This is a genomic window from Streptomyces sp. NPDC059002 (assembly GCF_042740435.1).
Taxonomy (GTDB): Bacteria; Actinomycetota; Actinomycetes; order Streptomycetales; family Streptomycetaceae; genus Streptomyces.
In genome coordinates this window covers 30,595-47,251 of the sequence record NZ_JBHYJI010000008.1, presented here as the reverse complement: position 1 = coordinate 47,251, position 16,657 = coordinate 30,595, and the positions used below count along the sequence as shown (strand labels likewise).

14 protein-coding genes are annotated in these 16,657 nt (G+C 70.6%); 13 read left to right on the top strand and 1 reads right to left on the bottom strand.

All coding sequences use genetic code 11. The annotated features are described in order from the left end of the window. The first annotated feature begins 149 nt into the window (after positions 1 to 149). From ACFWZ2_RS10030 to ACFWZ2_RS10015, 4 genes are all read left to right on the top strand, one after another. On the top strand, positions 150 to 1,502 hold the full coding sequence (locus tag ACFWZ2_RS10030; RefSeq protein ID WP_384544532.1) for a DUF6716 putative glycosyltransferase: 1,353 nt from the start codon (positions 150 to 152) through the stop codon (positions 1,500 to 1,502). Positions 1,503 to 1,576: 74 nt separating this feature from the next. Further along, positions 1,577 to 2,893 (top strand): cytidylyltransferase domain-containing protein, encoded by a 1,317-nt coding sequence (locus ACFWZ2_RS10025; RefSeq protein WP_384544273.1) that lies wholly within the window; start codon positions 1,577 to 1,579, stop codon positions 2,891 to 2,893. 13 nt (positions 2,894 to 2,906) lie between these two features. Next, entirely contained in the window at positions 2,907 to 3,866 is a 960-nt protein-coding gene (locus tag ACFWZ2_RS10020; protein ID WP_384544271.1) for an N-acetylneuraminate synthase family protein, read from the top strand. A 53-nt stretch (positions 3,867 to 3,919) separates the two neighbouring features. Beyond that, positions 3,920 to 5,023 (top strand): hypothetical protein, encoded by a 1,104-nt coding sequence (locus tag ACFWZ2_RS10015; protein ID WP_384544269.1) that lies wholly within the window; start codon positions 3,920 to 3,922, stop codon positions 5,021 to 5,023. A 7-nt stretch (positions 5,024 to 5,030) separates the two neighbouring features. Here ACFWZ2_RS10015 and ACFWZ2_RS10010 read toward each other — a convergent pair whose 3' ends face one another. Further along, positions 5,031 to 5,486 (bottom strand): protein-tyrosine phosphatase family protein, encoded by a 456-nt coding sequence (locus ACFWZ2_RS10010; protein ID WP_384544267.1) that lies wholly within the window; start codon positions 5,484 to 5,486, stop codon positions 5,031 to 5,033. Between the two features lie 290 nt (positions 5,487 to 5,776). On the opposite strand from ACFWZ2_RS10010, the gene ACFWZ2_RS10005 reads away from it, so the two are divergent. The 9 genes from ACFWZ2_RS10005 (at position 5,777) to ACFWZ2_RS09965 (ending at position 16,514) form a co-directional block, all read left to right on the top strand. Beyond that, positions 5,777 to 6,487 carry a DUF4232 domain-containing protein gene (locus tag ACFWZ2_RS10005; RefSeq protein ID WP_384544265.1) on the top strand — a complete coding sequence of 237 codons (711 nt, stop codon included), beginning with the start codon at positions 5,777 to 5,779 and terminating at the stop codon, positions 6,485 to 6,487. A gap of 260 nt (positions 6,488 to 6,747) precedes the next feature. Continuing rightward, on the top strand, positions 6,748 to 7,983 hold the full coding sequence (locus tag ACFWZ2_RS10000) for a M20 family metallopeptidase (RefSeq protein WP_384544530.1): 1,236 nt from the start codon (positions 6,748 to 6,750) through the stop codon (positions 7,981 to 7,983). 124 nt (positions 7,984 to 8,107) lie between these two features. Then, positions 8,108 to 9,193, top strand: a complete 1,086-nt coding sequence (locus tag ACFWZ2_RS09995; RefSeq protein WP_384544263.1) for a BMP family protein — start codon at positions 8,108 to 8,110, stop codon at positions 9,191 to 9,193. Between the two features lie 219 nt (positions 9,194 to 9,412). Continuing rightward, positions 9,413 to 10,465, top strand: coding sequence for a BMP family protein (locus ACFWZ2_RS09990; protein WP_384544261.1), 1,053 nt, complete (start codon positions 9,413 to 9,415; stop codon positions 10,463 to 10,465). Positions 10,466 to 10,707: 242 nt separating this feature from the next. After that, positions 10,708 to 12,321 (top strand): ABC transporter ATP-binding protein, encoded by a 1,614-nt coding sequence (locus tag ACFWZ2_RS09985; RefSeq protein ID WP_384544528.1) that lies wholly within the window; start codon positions 10,708 to 10,710, stop codon positions 12,319 to 12,321. Continuing rightward, a complete protein-coding gene (locus ACFWZ2_RS09980; protein WP_384544259.1) occupies positions 12,318 to 13,454 on the top strand; it encodes an ABC transporter permease in 1,137 nt (378 codons plus the stop codon). Before ACFWZ2_RS09985 ends, ACFWZ2_RS09980 begins: the two co-directional genes overlap by 4 nt. After that, the gene (locus ACFWZ2_RS09975) at positions 13,451 to 14,713 is read left to right on the top strand and encodes an ABC transporter permease (RefSeq protein ID WP_384544257.1); all 1,263 of its coding nucleotides are present in this window, start codon (positions 13,451 to 13,453) and stop codon (positions 14,711 to 14,713) included. The genes ACFWZ2_RS09980 and ACFWZ2_RS09975 overlap by 4 nt, the downstream gene beginning before the upstream one ends. After that, entirely contained in the window at positions 14,710 to 15,114 is a 405-nt protein-coding gene (locus ACFWZ2_RS09970) for a cytidine deaminase (RefSeq protein WP_384544255.1), read from the top strand. Before ACFWZ2_RS09975 ends, ACFWZ2_RS09970 begins: the two co-directional genes overlap by 4 nt. Positions 15,115 to 15,236: 122 nt before the next feature. After that, positions 15,237 to 16,514, top strand: coding sequence for a thymidine phosphorylase (locus ACFWZ2_RS09965; RefSeq protein WP_384544253.1), 1,278 nt, complete (start codon positions 15,237 to 15,239; stop codon positions 16,512 to 16,514). Positions 16,515 to 16,657 lie beyond the last annotated feature (143 nt).

Genomic DNA, 16,657 nt, shown 5'->3' with positions numbered 1-16,657 from the left:
GAATGGTTAACCGGCCCTCCCGCCTGCCATTTCCGGGGTCGATTCGCCATTCGTCGGCATGCTGTTAACCGTTTGTTGCACCTGAGTTGGGCCGCGAATCGAAATGCCTTCCTAGCGTCTGGGACGTGCAAGGAAGTCATCGAAACCCGCTGCGGGTCGCCGTGCTCGCCGATTCCGATACGCGATGGAAATGGGGCGCTCTCACCGCGAACCGCATTGTATCGGACAGTCGGTCCGACGGTCATATCTCCGACGGGCCTACCTCCGACGGGCATCGGCTCAGCGGATATCTGCTGCGCGGCCGGGCCACTCCCACGCCCCGGCAGCTCGAAGAAGTGGGCGTGCGTGCGGACTCCCTGCGCGAGGTCACCGCGATCGAGTTCCTGCGGGAGATGGAGCGCGACGCGCCCGACGTGATCGTGCTCGCCCTGGTGGGCGGCGCGGTCCAGGCCGTCCTGCACGGCCTCGCCCGCGTCACGGAGGACGCCAGGATCGCGGGCGGCCGCGGCAGGCGCCCCGTCGTCGTCACCGGCTATGTCGGCGTCGTCTACGAGAAGCTCGCCGACGGCCTGCTCCTGCGGCACGGCGCCGACGTCGTCCTCGCCAACTCCCGCCAGGACGCGGAGCGTTTCCGTGCCGTGTACGAAGGGGTGGGCGCCAACGCCGCATCGGTGACGGAGGCCGCGCTGCCGTTCCTCGGCGGAGCCCCGTACGAGAAGCACGACCCCTATACCGTCGTCTTCGCCGCCCAGCCCTCCGTGCCGGACAGCGCGGCCCAGCGCGGCTACCTGCTGCGCCGCCTCGTCGAACACGCCCGGCTGCACCCCGACCGCGAGGTGCTGCTCAAGCTGCGCAGCAAGCCGGGCGAGCACACCACGCACATCGAGGAGCTGCCCTACCAGAAGCTGGCGCAGCGCGTCGACGGCGGCCTGCCCGCCAACTGCCGCCTCGTCTACGGGCACATGGGCGAGGTCCTCGACCGCACCGACCTGCTCGTCACCGTCAGCTCCACCGCCGCCCTGGAATCCCTGCACCGCCGCATCCCCACCGCCGTCCTCACCGACCTCGGGGTGCGCGAGGCGCTCGGCAACCACCACTTCACCGGCTCCGGATGCCTCACCTCCTGGGACCGGCTCGACGCGGGCCACCTGCCCGAACCGGACGAGACGTGGCTGGCCCGGCAGGGCGTCGCCGCCGACGGGACGTACGAGAGCGCCTTCGACGGGGCGCGCGAGCGGGTCACCGGCCTGCTCGCCGCGGCCGCCGCGGGCCAACTCCCGCCCCTGAAGCCGTACTACAGCCTCACCACCGCCCGCGGCTATCTGCCCGGCATCCTCGCCCGCCACCACCTCGGCCCCGACGGGGCGCCGCTGCCCGGCGCCCCCACGGCCGACAAGGAGCCGGGCCCCGTACGGCAGATCGTGCGCCGGGCGGCCCGCGGCGCCTACCGCCACGGAGTGCAGCGCGTGGCCCCCGTCATCCGGCGGATGGGGGAGCTGTGAGCCCCGCTCGCGGACCGGGCCCCGGACCCGACGTGAACCCCCACCCCTCCTCCGCCGACATCCCAGGAGCCCCCATGCCCCACCCCGACCCGGCGGGCACGCAGGTGCGCCGCGTCCTCGCCGTCATCCCCGCCCGCGGCGGCTCCAAGGGTGTGCCCGCCAAGAACCTCGCCCCGGTCGGCGGTGTGCCCCTGGTGGCCAGGGCCATCCGCGAGTGCCTGGCCGCCCGCCTGGTCACGGACGTCGTCGTCTCCACCGACGACCACGTGATCGCCGAGGCCGCCCGGGCCGCGGGCGCCGAGGTGGTCCTGCGCCCCGCCGCGATCGCCGGGGACACCGCGACCAGCGAGGCCGCGGTCCTGCACGCCATGGACGCCCACGAGGCCCTGCACGGCGCCGCCGTGGACGTCGTCCTGCTCGTGCAGTGCACCAGCCCCTTCCTCACCCGCGAGGACATCGACGGGGTGGCGGGCGCGGTCGTGGAGAACAGCGCGGACACCGCCGTCACCGTCGCCCCCTTCCACGGCTTCATCTGGCGCGACGCGGCGGACGACGCCACGGACGAGGGCGCGGCCCTGGAGACACGCCGCACCGACGCCGTCGGCGGCACCACCACGCTCGCCAACTCGACCCGCACCCGCGGCGGTTACGGCGTCAACCACGACAAGTCCTTCCGGCCGCGCCGCCAGGACCGCCCCCAGGACCTCCTGGAGACCGGCGCCGCCTACGCCATGGACGCGGCGGGCTTCCGCGCCGAGAAGCACCGCTTCTTCGGCCACACCGAGCCGGTCCGCACCGACCCGGCCCGCGTCCTGGAGGTCGACGACCCGCACGACCTCGCGCGCGCCCGCGCGCTGGCTCCGCTCTTCGACGCGGCCCGTCCCGGAGACGAGGCCGCCCTCCCGACCGCCGCCGACATCGACGCGGTCGTCCTCGACTTCGACGGCACCCAGACCGACGACCGGGTGCTGATCGACTCCGAAGGACGGGAGTTCGTCTCCGTGCACCGCGGGGACGGCCTCGGCATCGCGGCCCTCCGCAGGAGCGGCCTGAACATGCTGATCCTGTCCACGGAACAGAACCCGGTCGTCGCCGCGCGGGCCCGGAAGCTGAAGCTTCCCGTCCTGCACGGCATCGACAGGAAAGACCTCGCACTGAAGCAGTGGTGCGAGGAGCAGGGCATCGCTCCCGAGCGCGTGCTCTACGTCGGCAACGACGTCAACGACCTCCCGTGCTTCGCCCTCGTGGGCTGGCCCGTGGCGGTCGCGAGTGCCCACGACGTCGTGCGCGGCGCGGCCCGCGCGGTCACCACCGTCCCCGGCGGTGAAGGCGCGATCCGAGAGATCGCCACCTGGATCCTCGGCCCCTCTCTCGACTCCCTCCACAGTTAAGGACTGTTCTGCCATGAGCACCATCACCTCCATCGGCGCCAACTCCCGCCTCCGTCAGTTCGGTTCGAAGACGGCGGGCCCCGGGCGGCCCGTGTACATCACCGGCGAGATCGGCATCAACCACAACGGTGACCTGGAGAACGCCTTCGCGCTCATCGACGTGGCGGCCGAGGCCGGCTGCGACGCGGTCAAGTTCCAGAAGCGCACCCCGGAGATCTGCACCCCGCGCGACCAGTGGGACATCGAGCGCGACACCCCCTGGGGCCGGATGACGTACATCGACTACCGCCACCGCGTGGAGTTCGGCGAGGCCGAGTACCAGGCCATCAGCGAGCACTGCGCCAAGCGCGGCATCGACTGGTTCGCTTCCCCGTGGGACACCGAGGCCGTCGCCTTCCTGGAGAAGTTCGACCTGCCCGCCCACAAGGTCGCCTCCGCCTCGCTCACCGACGACGAGCTGCTGCGTGCCCTGCGCGCGACGGGCCGCACGGTCATCCTCTCCACCGGCATGTCGACCCCGAAGCAGATCCGGCACGCCGTCGAGGTCCTCGGCAGCGACAACATCCTGCTCTGCCACGCCACTTCGACGTACCCGGCCAAGGCAGAGGAGCTCAACCTGCGCGTCATCAACACCCTCCAGCAGGAGTACCCGAACGTCCCGATCGGCTACTCCGGCCACGAGACCGGCCTGCAGACCACCCTCGCCGCCGTCGCCCTCGGCGCCACCTTCGTCGAGCGCCACATCACCCTCGACCGCGCCATGTGGGGCTCCGACCAGGCCGCCTCCGTCGAGCCGCAGGGCCTGACCCGCCTGGTCCGCGACATCCGCACCATCGAGGCGTCCCTCGGTGACGGCGTCAAGAAGGTCTACGAGTCGGAGCTCGGCCCGATGAAGAAGCTGCGCCGCGTCACCGGCGTCGTCGCCGAGAGCGAGTCCGCCGGAGACGCAGCTACCGAGCCGGTCGCCGTCTGAGCGCGCGGCCCGCTTTAACCGGAATCGGATTAACGGGATACGGACATACGACGATGAGCCCCCGAGTCGGCCGAGCCGCCGACGTCACCGGCGCCACCGCCCCCTCCACGCTCGCCTTCGTGGAGAGCCCTGTTCAGCTGCTGAACGTACTGGAGTGGGCGCACGCCGCGGCCGCGACGGGCCCGACCGGGGGCCTCACCGTCGTCGTCCTCTCCCCGAACGACCCGATGACCCGCGGCCAGCTGCGCCGCATGGCCCAACTGGCCCGCGACGAGGGCGTCGAGGTCCGCTGGGAGGAGGCGCGCGGCGGCACCGCGGCCCCCTTCCACACCATCGGCGGCCTCGCGGGCCCGCTGCGCAGGGCCGACCGGATAGTGATCGGCGACCCCTTCTCGCGCTACGTACAACTCCTCCTGACGATCACCCGCGCCCGCTCCCTGGTGGTCGTCGACGACGGCACGGCGACCATGGAGTTCATCTCCCAGCTCGCCCGCGGCGAACGCCTGGTGCGCTGGCACCGCAAGGGCGGCCGCCCCGGCCCCCGCGACCTGGTCTTCGCACCGGTCTCGGCCTCGGCGCGGCGCCGTCTGACACCCGGCAGGGCGCGCAGCGTGGAGGTCTTCTCCGCCATGCCCATCGACCAGGCACCGGAGGGCGTGACCCGCTCCGTCAACGCCTTCGCCTGGACCCGCGAACGCTTCGGCCCGCCCCGCATCACGCGCGGCGCCGACCTCGTCGGCACCTCCCTGGTGGAGACCGGCGTGGTGGACCCCGACCGCTATGTGGAGGCGGTCCGCGCCCTGTCCCGCACGCACGGCGCGACGCGCTACTTCGCGCACCGCCGCGAGAGCGCGGAGAAGCTCCACCGGCTCGCGGTCGAGACCGGCCTCCAGGTCGTACGCCCCGACCTGCCGCTGGAACTGATCGCCCGCCGCGGCCCCATCGGCCGCACCATCCTCAGCTTCCCCTCCACCGTCGTGCACACCCTGCCCCTCGCCCTCGCGGGCACCGACGTCAAGGTCGCGGTCTGCGACATCGACCCGGCCTGGCTGACCGAGACGGCGTCCCCGCGCGCCCAGGGCTTCCTTTCGGGGGTGACGGGGACGGCACGGGACGTGCACCGGCTGACGTCGGTACGCCATACGGCACCGGCGTGAGGCGGGGTCACGCGCCGCTGAAGCGCGCCACGTAGCGCCGCTGCCACGGAGTCTCCACCGCGTGCCGGTCGTAGTGCGCGCGCACGAAGGCGACGGCGTCCCCGGCGGGCACCCCGTCCAGGACGGCGATACAGGCGAGGGCGGTCCCGGTCCGCCCCCGCCCGCCCGCGCAGGCGACCTCGACGCGTTCGTTCTTCGCGCGGGCCCAGACGTCGCGCAGCACGTCCCTGGCCCGCGCGCGGTCGCTCGGCAGCCGGAAGTCGGGCCAGCGCAACCAGTCCTGCTCCCAAGGGAAGCGGTCCGGCTCCTTGCCGAGCAGATAGACCCCGAAGGCGGGGACAGGACCCTCCGGCAGCGGATGCCGCAGCCCCCGCCCGCGGACGAGCCGCCCGGACGGCAGCCGGAGGACTCCGGGGTCGGTGGGCTGCCAGGTCGCTGTCGTCGCGCGGTGTTCCTCGGTCATGCCGTCATTGTCACGCGCGGGCCCGCACGGGGTGCGCGGAACGTCTGCACGCCCGCACGGACGCCCTTGCCGAGGACGCCGTCGACCCGACGTAAGCGGAACGTCAGCGGTGTGACGGCGAAGCGTGAGCGGCAGGCTGCAGACTCATGGATGTCCGCAGGTCATACGCGGATTTCACGCCGGAACTTCAGCATGCTGGCGCACCAGCGCACCAGCGCACCAGCGCACCAGCGCACCAGCACATCAGCACGCCGGCACACCAGCACGTCACCACTCTCGGGGGATCCCTCATGCGCACCTTCCGCAACCGCACCACCGTCCTCGCCGCGACGGCCACCGCCGCCCTCGCCCTGACCCTCACCGCCTGCGGCGGCGGGGACGACGGGTCCGGCGCGAAGTCCGCGGGCTCGGCGGCCGACAGCTCCTCGTCCTCCTCGTCGAAGTCGACCGGAGGATCCGGGAAGGGCACCGACACGGCGAACGGAACCGACACCGCGAACGGCGGCGGCACGTCGGGCGGTGACGGCACGTCGGGCGGCGACGGTGCCGCGAAGGCATCGGCCGGATCGGGCTCCGAGGCCGCACCGCTGTGCACCACCAAGGACGTCAGCATCAGCGCCGCCCACCGGGGCGGCCCGCCCTACACCCACATCGTCCTGACCGCGAAGAACACCTCGGGCCACAGCTGCACGATGAACGGCTTCCCGCAGATCCAGTTCCTGGAGAGCCACAAGGAGAACGTCCCCGCGGTCGCCAAGAGCAAGCCCGCGGCCCCCGTCGTACTGACCGCGGGAGCCCCCGCGTACGCCCTGGTGAAGCTGTCGGACGGCGGCAAGGACGAGAACACCGAGCCCGTCTCGGCGTTCTCCGTCATGCTCCAGGGCGGCAGTGGCCAGGCGGCCGTCAAGGCGCCGGGCGGCAGCGGCATCGCCGTCGACCCGGCGGCGTGGGCAACCGGCTACTGGACGCCCGAACTCCGTAACGGCGCCGACGACTTCTGAGCCGACCGGGCCGATGGACCCGGCGGGGTTGACGGCCGAGCAGATCAGGCCCTTGCCGGAGTGGCGCCCGCCGCCGCGACGCGCCACTACAGGGGCCGGACGGCATCCGCATCCTCCGTGGCGGCATAAAAGTTTACCCATCGCGACCAACGGCCATGCGCCACGAGGCCACGAATTCTTCCCCTATCGGACTGAACTTTTGTTGATCGTGGGTCAGTTGACCCCCGCGTCGCCTTACCCTTCACAGGGTGAACCAATTGATGTCCCGCGAGTCCGAAGCCGAGCCGGGATCCGAGTCCGCTCCCGCGGAAGCACTGCCCGGCGCGCTGCCCGAGTCGCTGCGCGCCGAACTCGTCGCCTTCCGGCGCGACTTGCACACGCACCCCGAGCTCGGCAACCAGGAGTTCCGTACCACCGCGGCCCTCAAGGCCCGGCTCGAGGAGGCGGGCCTCGAGCCCCGTGTGCTCGCCATCGGCACGGGGCTGACCTGCGACATCGGCGACTGGGACGGCGTACGCCCCATGCTCGCGCTGCGCGCGGACATCGACGCGCTGCCCATCCCCGACACCAAGCTGGGCGTTCCGTACCGCTCGACGGTGCCGGACCGCGCCCACGCCTGCGGTCACGACGTGCACACCACCGTGGTGCTCGGCGCGGGCCTGGTCCTCGCCGACCTGGCCGCGCGGGGCCAACTGCCCTGCCCCGTCCGGCTGATCTTCCAGCCCGCCGAGGAGGTCCTGCCGGGCGGTGCACCCGACGCCATCGAGTCGGGTGTCCTCGATGGCGTCGGCCGGATCATCGGAGTGCACTGCGACCCCCGCGTCGACGCGGGCCGCATCGGCCTGCGGCACGGCCCCATCACCTCCGCCTGCGACCGCCTCGAAGTCGCCCTGGACGGCCCCGGCGGACACACCGCGCGCCCGCACCTCACCACCGACCTGGTCACCGCGGCCGCCAAGGTCGTCACCGAGGTCCCGGCCCTGGTCGCCCGGCGCATCGACGCCCGCTCGGGTCTCTCGGTGACCTGGGGCCGCATCGAGTCGGGGCACGCCTGCAACGTCATCCCGCAGCACGCCGAACTCTCCGGGACCGTGCGCTGCCTGGACCTCAAGGCCTGGCGGCAGGCGCCCGACCTGGTGCACGGCGCCATCCAGGAGATCGCCGAGCTCTACCGCGCCAAGTCCGAGATCAACTACATCCGCGGTGTGCCGCCCGTCGTCAACGACCCGCAGGTGACCGAGCTGTTGCGCGAGGCGATGACGGAGCGGTGCGGCCCGCTCTCCGTCGAGGACACCGAACAGAGCCTCGGCGGCGAGGACTTCTCCTGGTATCTGGAGCACGTGCCGGGCGCCATGGCGCGGCTCGGGGTGCGCAGGCCGGGCGAGCGCACGGTCCGCGATCTGCACCAGGGCGACTTCGACGCGGACGAGTCGGCCATCGCCGTGGGCGTGGAACTCTTCACCGCGGCAGCCCTGTTGGACGCGGAACGGGAGTGACTCAGCTCGGCACGAATAGGTAACAGCCGTGCTGATCCCCGTTCCCCTCCCTTTCTACGCGCGTTACTGTGCGCCGAAATCAGCGCCGTCAACGGTGCGTTGGGGAACGTAAGGAGTACGTCCTATGCGTCGTGTATCGAAACTTTCCCAAGTGGCCGTGGCGGTGGCGTCCCTCGCCCTCGCGGCTTCCGCGTGCGGCAAGACCAGCAGCGAGGCCTCGCAGGACGACGACGGCAAGGACAGGGGCTCCGCGGGCTCGTCCTCGTACAAGGGCAAGGGCATCGGCCTGGCGTACGACATCGGCGGGCAGGGCGACCAGTCCTTCAACGACGCCGCGTACGCGGGCTATTCGAAGGCCCGCAAGGAGCTGAAGATCGGCGGCGTGGACATGGAGCCGGGCGACGGCGAGTCCAGCGCGGACAAGGTCCAGCGCCTCGAACAGCTCGCCCAGCAGGGCTACGACCCGGTCGTCGGTGTCGGCTTCGTCTACGCGCCCGCCGTGGAGGCCGCGGCGAAGAAGTTCCCCAAGACCACCTTCGGGATCATCGACGACAACACCGTGAAGGCGGACAACGTCGTCGACCTGGTCTTCCACGAGGAGCAGGGTTCCTATCTGGCGGGCGTCGCCGCCGCGAAGGCGACCAAGGCCAAGCACGTCGGATTCGTCGGGGGAGTGGACATTCCGCTCATCCACAAATTCGAGGCCGGATTCGTGCAGGGCGTGAAGTCCGTCGATCCCAAGATCGAAATCGAGAAGCGGTATTTGACCGAGAAGCCCGAGGAGGGCGGATTCTCCAGCCCCGACAAGGGGCAGAACGCCGCGAGCGGACAGATCGAGGCCGGTGCGGACGTCATCTACCACGCGGCGGGCCTCTCCGGGCAGGGCGTCATCCAGGAGGCGGGATCGCAGAAGAAGTGGGCGATCGGCGTCGACTCCGACCAGTACAGGCAGAAGGCCCTCGCCAAGTACAAGGACCACATCCTCGGCTCGGCGTACAAGGACGTCGGCGGCGCGGTGTACGACCTGACGAAGTCGGTCGTCGAGGGCAAGCCCATGAAGGGCGAGCAGCGGTACGACCTCAAGTCGGGACGGGTGGGGTTCTCCGACTCGAATCCGAAATACACGGCGATGAAGGACGTCGTCGCCGCCGTGGAGAAGGCCAAGAAGGACATCATCAGCGGGAAGGTCGAGGTCAAGACCGTCCCGTAAAACGTTTTACGTAGTACGTCTTGCGGCGCTTGGGGCGTCCCCGACAAGGGGGCGCCCACCGTCCGTTCTTCCCCCGGACGCCTCGTGGCCACAGCTCGATAACGGACCGGACAGAAGGGTTCTTATGTCAGGTCTACGCGCGTTACGCTGCGGCGAAATCAGCGCCGGGTGAGGCGCTCGTACGTGCTTGTGCTTGCTTGTACTAAGGAGTTCGTCTCTATGCGCCGGGTGTCTCGAATAGCTGTCGCGGGCGCCGCGACCGCCGCCCTCGCCGTCTCCGTCTCTGCCTGTGGTGGCACGTCAAGCGACGCCGCCGCGAGCAAGGACGACAAGAACAAGGGCGTCGCCATCGCCTACGACGTCGGCGGCGCCGGCGACCAGTCCTTCAACGACGCCGCGACCGAGGGCATGAAGAAGGCCGCCGCCGAGTTCAAGACCGGCGAGAAGGCCGTCGAGCCGGTCGACGGCGAGTCCGACGCCGACAAGGCGCAGCGCCTCACACAGCTCGCGAAGCAGGGCTACAACCCGGTCATCGGTGTCGGCTACGCCTACGCCCCGGCCATCAAGGAGGTCTCGGCGAAGTTCCCGAAGGTCTCCTTCGGCATCGTCGACGACGACACCGTCAAGGCCGACAACGTCTCCGACCTGGTCTTCAGCGAGCAGGAGGCGTCCTACCTGGCGGGCGTCACCGCCGCCAAGGTCACCAAGTCGAAGACCGTCGGCTTCGTGGGCGGCGTGGACGTACCGCTCATCCACAAGTTCGAGGCCGGCTTCGTGCAGGGCGTCAAGGACACCAACCCCAAGGTCAAGGTCGTCAAGCAGTACCTGACGGAGAAGGCCGAGGACGGCGGGTTCACCAGCCCCGACAAGGGCAAGACCGCCACCCAGGGCCACATCGAGAAGGGCGCCGACGTGGTCTACCACGCCGCGGGCCTCTCCGGTCAGGGCGTCATCGAGGCCGCCGCCGCCAAGAAGGTCTGGGCGATCGGCGTCGACTCCGACCAGTACAAGCAGGACGCGCTCGCCAAGTACAAGAAGTACATCCTGACCTCGGCGACCAAGGACGTCGCGGGCTCGGTCTACAACCTGGCGAAGGCCGTCGAGGGCGGCACCGCCAAGGGCGGCGTCGTCCGCGCCGACCTCGCCTCCGGCGGTGTCGCGCTCACCGACTCGAACCCCGAGTTCAAGAAGATGACCGATGTCCAGGCCGCCGTGAAGAAGGCCGAAGAGGGCATCAAGAGCGGCAAGATCAAGGTCAAGGCCAAGCCGTAACGGCGCGACGGCCGCGCCGGACGCCGTCGGGCGCGGCGGCCGTACGACTGCCGTAACAGCAGCGTGATTCTCGTGTGACGGGGTGTGGGGGACGATGGTTCACCCGCGCCCCGTTCGCGCGGGCCACATCCCAACTTCCCCCCACAGCAGGGAAGTTCCCTAACAGCAGGGGCACTGCGCGCGTAGGCGGCCCCTTTCCCTCAGGCCCTTCAAGGCCTTTCGGCCTCCGAGGAGAGTGCGCCATCGACGCGTCCACCAGCCCTCCGCCCACCGCGAAGACGTCAACCGCCTCCGGTGGCACCGCCGTTGAGCTCAACGGCATCACCAAGCGCTTCCCGGGCGTCGTGGCCAACCACGACATCCACCTCACCGTCCGCAAGGGCACCGTGCACGCCCTCGTCGGCGAGAACGGCGCGGGCAAGTCGACCCTGATGAAGATCCTCTACGGCATGCAGAAGCCGGACGAGGGCACCATCACCGTCGACGGCGAGCAGGTCTCCTTCGCCAGCCCCGCCGACGCGATCGTCCGCGGCATCGGCATGGTGCACCAGCACTTCATGCTCGCCGACCAGCTGACGGTCCTGGAGAACATCGTCCTCGGCAGCGAGAAGCTGCACGGCATCGGCGGCGCCGCCCGCCGCAAGATCGTCGAGATATCCGACCGGTACGGCCTCGGGGTGCGCCCCGACGCGTACGTCGAGGACCTCGGCGTCGCCGACCGGCAGCGCGTGGAGATCCTCAAGGTCCTCTACCGCGGCGCCACCACGCTGATCCTCGACGAGCCGACCGCCGTGCTCGTGCCGCAGGAGGTCGACGCGCTCTTCGACAACCTCCGCGAGCTCAAGTCCGAGGGCCTGTCCGTCATCTTCATCTCGCACAAGCTCGGTGAAGTCCTCTCCGTCGCCGACGACATCACCGTCATCCGCCGCGGTACGACGGTGGGCACGGCGATCCCGTCCGAGACGACGCCCCGCCAGCTCGCCGAGCTGATGGTCGGCAGCGAACTGCCCACGCCGGAGACCGCGGAGTCGACGGTCACCGACCGCCCGATGATCCAGGTCGATGGCCTCAAGCTGCTCGCCGACGGCGAGTCAGGGCGTGCGCTGCTCGACGACATCTCCTTCACGATCCACGAGGGCGAGGTCCTCGGCATCGCGGGCGTCGAGGGCAACGGCCAGACCGAGCTGATCGACGCGCTCATCGGCCTCAAGCACGCCGACTCCGGCGTGATCCGCATGGCGGGCGAGGACATCACGGGACACCCCACGCGCAAGCGCCGCGAGGACGGCATCGGCTACATCCCCGAGGACCGCCACCGCCACGGCCTCCTCCTGGAGTCGCCGCTGTGGGAGAACCGCATCCTCGGCCACGTCACCGAGCAGCCCAACACCCGCGGCAAACTGGGCTTCTGGCTGGACCCGAAGGGCGCCCAGGCCGACACCCGGCGCATCGTCGAGGAGTACGACGTCCGTACGCCCGGCATCGACGTCACGGCGGCCTCCCTGTCCGGCGGCAACCAGCAGAAGCTGATCGTCGGCCGCGAGATGAGCCACACGCCGCGCTTCCTGATCGCCGCCCACCCCACCCGCGGCGTGGACGTCGGCGCGCAGGCGCAGATCTGGGACCAGATCCGCGAGGCACGCCGCGAGGGCCTCGCCGTCCTGCTGATCTCCGCCGACCTCGACGAGCTGATCGGCCTCTCCGACACCCTCCGCGTGATCTACCGCGGACGGTTCGTGGCGGACGCCGACCCGGCCACCATCACGCCGGAGGAGCTGGGTTCGGCGATGACCGGCGCGGCCTCGGGTCACTTGGAGCACGTGGAAGAAGACGCCCCGGAGGACGAGGCCCGATGAAGAAGTTCGACAAGGAGCGCGTGCTCCTCGCGGTGGCCGGTCCGGTCATCGCGCTGATCGCGGCCGTGGCGCTGACCTCGGTCGTGCTGGTCGCCTCGGGCAAGAGCCCGATCGAGCCGTACACCCTGATGTTCGAGCAGGCCACCTACTCCGACATCCAGGTGCTGATCATCAACCAGGCCGGGATGTACTACCTGGCCGCCCTCGCGGTGGCCGTGGGCTTCCGGATGAACCTGTTCAACATCGGTGTGGACGGCCAGTACCGGCTCGCCGCGATGGTCACCGCGGTCGTCGGCGCGCATGTCGCGCTGCCCGCCCCGCTGCAGATCCCGCTCCTGATCCTGGTCGCCATGCTCACCGGCGCCTTCTGGGCCGGTATCGCGGGCATCCTCAAGACCACCCGCGGCGTCAGCGAGGTCGTCGCGACGATCATGCTCAACGCCATCGCGACGAGCGTCATCGGCTACCTCACGCTCACCAAGAACTTCGGCGTCCCGGTCGGCAACAACCAGACCACCGGCGTCATGGAGAAGTCCGGCTGGTTCCCCGGCATCAAGCTGGCGGGCGGCGAGGTCTACGGCTTCGTGTTCGTCGCGGTGCTCGCCGGTGTCCTGTACTGGCTGGTCCTCAACCGCACCCGCTTCGGCTTCGACCTGCGCGCCACCGGCGCCTCCGAGTCGGCCGCCGCGGCCTCCGGCGTCAACGCCAAGCGCATGGTGCTCAGCGCCATGCTGATCTCCGGCGCGGTCGCGGGCCTCGCGGGCCTGCCGATCCTGCTCGGCGACGTCCACACCTACAGCCTCAGCTTCCCCACCGGACTCGGCTTCACCGGCATCACCATCGCCCTGCTCGGCCGGAACAACCCGGTCGGCATCGCCTTCGCCGCCCTGCTCATCGCCTTCCTCGACAAGGCGTCGCCCGCCCTCGACTACGCCACCCCGGTCGCGTACGACAAGGAGATCGCGGTGATCATGCAGGGCCTCATCGTGATCGCGGTCGTCGTCTCCTACGAGGCCGTGCGCCGCTGGGGCCTGCGCCGCCAGCAGCAGCGCGTCGGTGAGGAACTGGCCGCCGCCGCACGGGCGAACGGCAACGGCAACAACGACTCCGTGAAGGAGGTGGCTGCCCGATGAGTACGGCATCCGTGGCCAAGCCCCCGGCCAAGCAGCCCGCCCCGGGCCGCCGCCGCATCTCGCTCCCCGTCCTCATGCTGGTCATCGCGGGCGTCCTGGTGCTGACCTCCGCGGTCCGCATCATCACCGGCGCCGACGGCATCACGTCCACCGGACAGATGTCGACGGCCCTCCAACTCGCCGTGCCGATCGGCCTCGCGGGCCTCGGCGGCCTGTGGGCCGAGCGCGCGGGCGTCGTCAACATCGGCCTCGAGGGCATGCTGATCCTCGGCACCTGGTTCGGCGCCTGGGCGGGCTTCCAGTGGGGCCCGTGGGTGGGCGTCCTGTTCGGCATCGTCGGCGGCGCGCTCGGCGGTCTGCTGCACGCGATCGTGACGGTCACCTTCAACGTCAACCACATCGTCTCCGGTGTGGCCCTCAACATCCTCGCCCTGGGCGCGACCCGCTACCTCGCCACCTTCGCCTTCGAGGGCGAGGAGGGCGGCACGTCCAAGCAGTCGCCGCCCGTCGACTCGCTCGGCAGCTTCTCCGTGCCGGGACTCTCCGACTGGCTGGCCGACCTCAACGGCAAGCACTGGTTCCTGGTCTCCGACCTCGCCGGGCTGCTCGGCGGCCTGATCACCAACCTGTCGCCGCTCACCGTGGTCGCCGTCGCGATGGTCCCGCTGAGCTGGTGGGTCCTGTGGCGCACCTCGTTCGGTCTGCGGCTGCGCTCCTGCGGCGAGAACCCGATCGCGGCCGAGTCCCTCGGCGTGAACGTCTACAAGTACAAGTACCTGGCCGTGGTCATCTCCGGCGGCCTCGCCGGACTCGGCGGCGCGTTCCTCTCCCTGGTCGCCTCCAACATCTACCTGGAGGGCCAGACCGGCGGCCGCGGCTACATCGGCCTCGCCGCGATGATCTTCGGCAACTGGATGCCGGGCGGACTCGCGCTCGGCGCGGGCCTGTTCGGTTACACCGACAGCCTGAAGCTCCGGGGCGGCGGCACGAACGTCCACGCGCTGCTGCTCCTCATCGCGATCCTGCTGGTCATCGGCGCGATCTACCTCGCGTGGCGCAAGCGGTATGTGCCCGCGGTGATCACCGCGGCCGTCTCCGCGCTGATGTTCCTGTGGTACGGCTTGACCGACGAGGTGCCCAACCAGGTCGTCACCGCGACCCCGTACGTGGTGACCCTGCTGGTCCTCTCGCTCTCCGCCCAGCGGCTGAGGATGCCGAAGGCGGACGGAATGCCGTACAGAAAGGGCCAGGGCAAGTGACGAACGGTGCTGCCGCGGACACCGACTGGGACGCCCTGCGGGAGGCGGCGCGCGAGGCCATGTCCCGTGCGTACGCGCCCTACTCGGGCTTCCCGGTCGGCGCCGCGGCCTTGGTCGACGACGGCCGCACGGTCTCCGGCTGCAACGTCGAGAACGCCTCGTACGGCCTCGGCCTGTGCGCAGAGTGCGGCCTGATCTCCCAGCTCCAGCTCACCGGCGGCGGCCGCCTCACCCACTTCACGTGCGTGGACGGCAAGGGCGACATCCTGATGCCGTGCGGCCGCTGCCGCCAGCTCCTGTACGAGTTCGGGGGCGCGGGCCTCCTCCTGGAGACGTCGTCGGGGGTGCGCACGCTCGGCGATCTGCTGCCGGACGCGTTCGGCCCCGAGCACCTCAACTGAACGCGGGCCCCGCCCCCTTGGAGATCTTGGGTGCGGGGCCGCCTTCATCTCCCGGCTCTATGCGCGTAGAGTCGCGACGGTACTTACGTACGTACGCCGTTGTACTGCTGGAAGGACATGCCATGGACGTCATCTCTGTCATCCGCACCAAGCGTGACCGGGGCGAGCTCAGCGACGAACAGATCGACTGGGTCATCGACGCCTACACGCGCGGCGCGGTCGCCGACGAACAGATGTCGTCCCTCGCCATGGCGATCCTCCTCAACGGCATGAACCGCAAGGAGATCGCCCGCTGGACCGCCGCGATGATCGCGTCCGGCGAGCGCATGGACTTCTCCTCCCTGACCCGCCCCACCGCGGACAAGCACTCCACCGGCGGCGTCGGCGACAAGATCACGCTGCCGCTCGCCCCGCTGGTCGCCGCGTGCGGCGCGGCCGTCCCGCAACTCTCGGGCCGCGGCCTCGGCCACACCGGCGGCACCCTCGACAAGCTGGAGGCCATCCCCGGCTGGCGCGCGCTGCTCTCCAACGAGGAGATGCTGAACGTCCTCGACGGCGTCGGCTCCGTCATCTGCGCGGCGGGCGACGGCCTCGCCCCCGCCGACAAGAAGCTCTACGCCCTGCGCGACGTCACGGGCACGGTCGAGGCGATCCCCCTGATCGCTTCGTCGATCATGTCGAAGAAGATCGCCGAGGGCACGGGCTCCCTCGTCCTCGACGTGAAGGTCGGCACCGGCGCCTTCATGAAGAACCTCGACGACGCCCGCGAACTGGCCTCCACCATGGTCGAGTTGGGCACGGACAGCGGTGTCCGCACGGTCGCGCTGCTCACCGACATGTCCACCCCGCTCGGCCTGACCGCGGGCAACGCCCTCGAAGTCCGGGAGTCGGTGGAAGTCCTCGCCGGCGGTGGCCCGGCGGACGTCGTCGAGCTCACCCTCGCGCTTGCCCGCGAGATGCTGGACGCGGCCGGCCTCAAGGACGCGGACCCCGCGAAGGCACTCGCCGACGGCTCCGCGATGGACGCCTGGCGCCGGATGATCGCGGCCCAGGGAGGCGACCCCGACGCGGCCCTTCCGGTCGCCCGCGAGACCCACGTCGTCACGGCGCCCTCCTCCGGCGTCCTCACCCGCCTCGACGCATACGACATCGGCGTCGCCGCGTGGCGCCTCGGCGCGGGGCGGGCACGCAAGGAGGATGCCGTGCAGGCGGGCGCGGGAGTCCAACTCCACGCCAAGCCGGGCGACTCCGTCGAGGCGGGGGCGCCCCTGCTCACCCTCCACACGGATACGCCCGAGCGCTTCCCGTACGCGATCCAGTCCCTGGAGGGGGCATACGACATCGCTCCCACCGGAACGGATTTCTCGCCGGGGGCGATTGTGCTGGACCGGATCGGCTGATTCAGCCCCTCGTAAAATCAGCCCCTCCGGCGGAGCGAAATCCAGCCCTTCCGGCGGGGCAAAATCCAGCCCCTCCGGCGTTTGAGGAGCAGGGTCTGGGGCGGAGCCCCAGGGGCCACGGGGGCGTGAGGATTCGGGTGCGG

Bases quoted from the DNA above. Each gene is read 5' to 3' on its own strand.
- ACFWZ2_RS10020 (WP_384544271.1), top strand. From the start codon at position 2,907: ATGAGCACCATCACCTCCATCGGCGCCAACTCCCGCCTCCGTCAGTTC.
- ACFWZ2_RS09980 (WP_384544259.1), top strand. From the start codon at position 12,318: ATGAAGAAGTTCGACAAGGAGCGCGTGCTCCTCGCGGTGGCCGGTCCG.
- ACFWZ2_RS10015 (WP_384544269.1), top strand. From the start codon at position 3,920: ATGAGCCCCCGAGTCGGCCGAGCCGCCGACGTCACCGGCGCCACCGCC.
- ACFWZ2_RS09965 (WP_384544253.1), top strand. From the start codon at position 15,237: ATGGACGTCATCTCTGTCATCCGCACCAAGCGTGACCGGGGCGAGCTC.
- ACFWZ2_RS10025 (WP_384544273.1), top strand. From the start codon at position 1,577: ATGCCCCACCCCGACCCGGCGGGCACGCAGGTGCGCCGCGTCCTCGCC.
- ACFWZ2_RS10010 (WP_384544267.1), bottom strand. From the start codon at position 5,486: ATGACCGAGGAACACCGCGCGACGACAGCGACCTGGCAGCCCACCGAC.
- ACFWZ2_RS09975 (WP_384544257.1), top strand. From the start codon at position 13,451: ATGAGTACGGCATCCGTGGCCAAGCCCCCGGCCAAGCAGCCCGCCCCG.
- ACFWZ2_RS10000 (WP_384544530.1), top strand. From the start codon at position 6,748: ATGTCCCGCGAGTCCGAAGCCGAGCCGGGATCCGAGTCCGCTCCCGCG.
- ACFWZ2_RS09990 (WP_384544261.1), top strand. From the start codon at position 9,413: ATGCGCCGGGTGTCTCGAATAGCTGTCGCGGGCGCCGCGACCGCCGCC.
- ACFWZ2_RS10005 (WP_384544265.1), top strand. From the start codon at position 5,777: ATGCGCACCTTCCGCAACCGCACCACCGTCCTCGCCGCGACGGCCACC.
- ACFWZ2_RS09995 (WP_384544263.1), top strand. From the start codon at position 8,108: ATGCGTCGTGTATCGAAACTTTCCCAAGTGGCCGTGGCGGTGGCGTCC.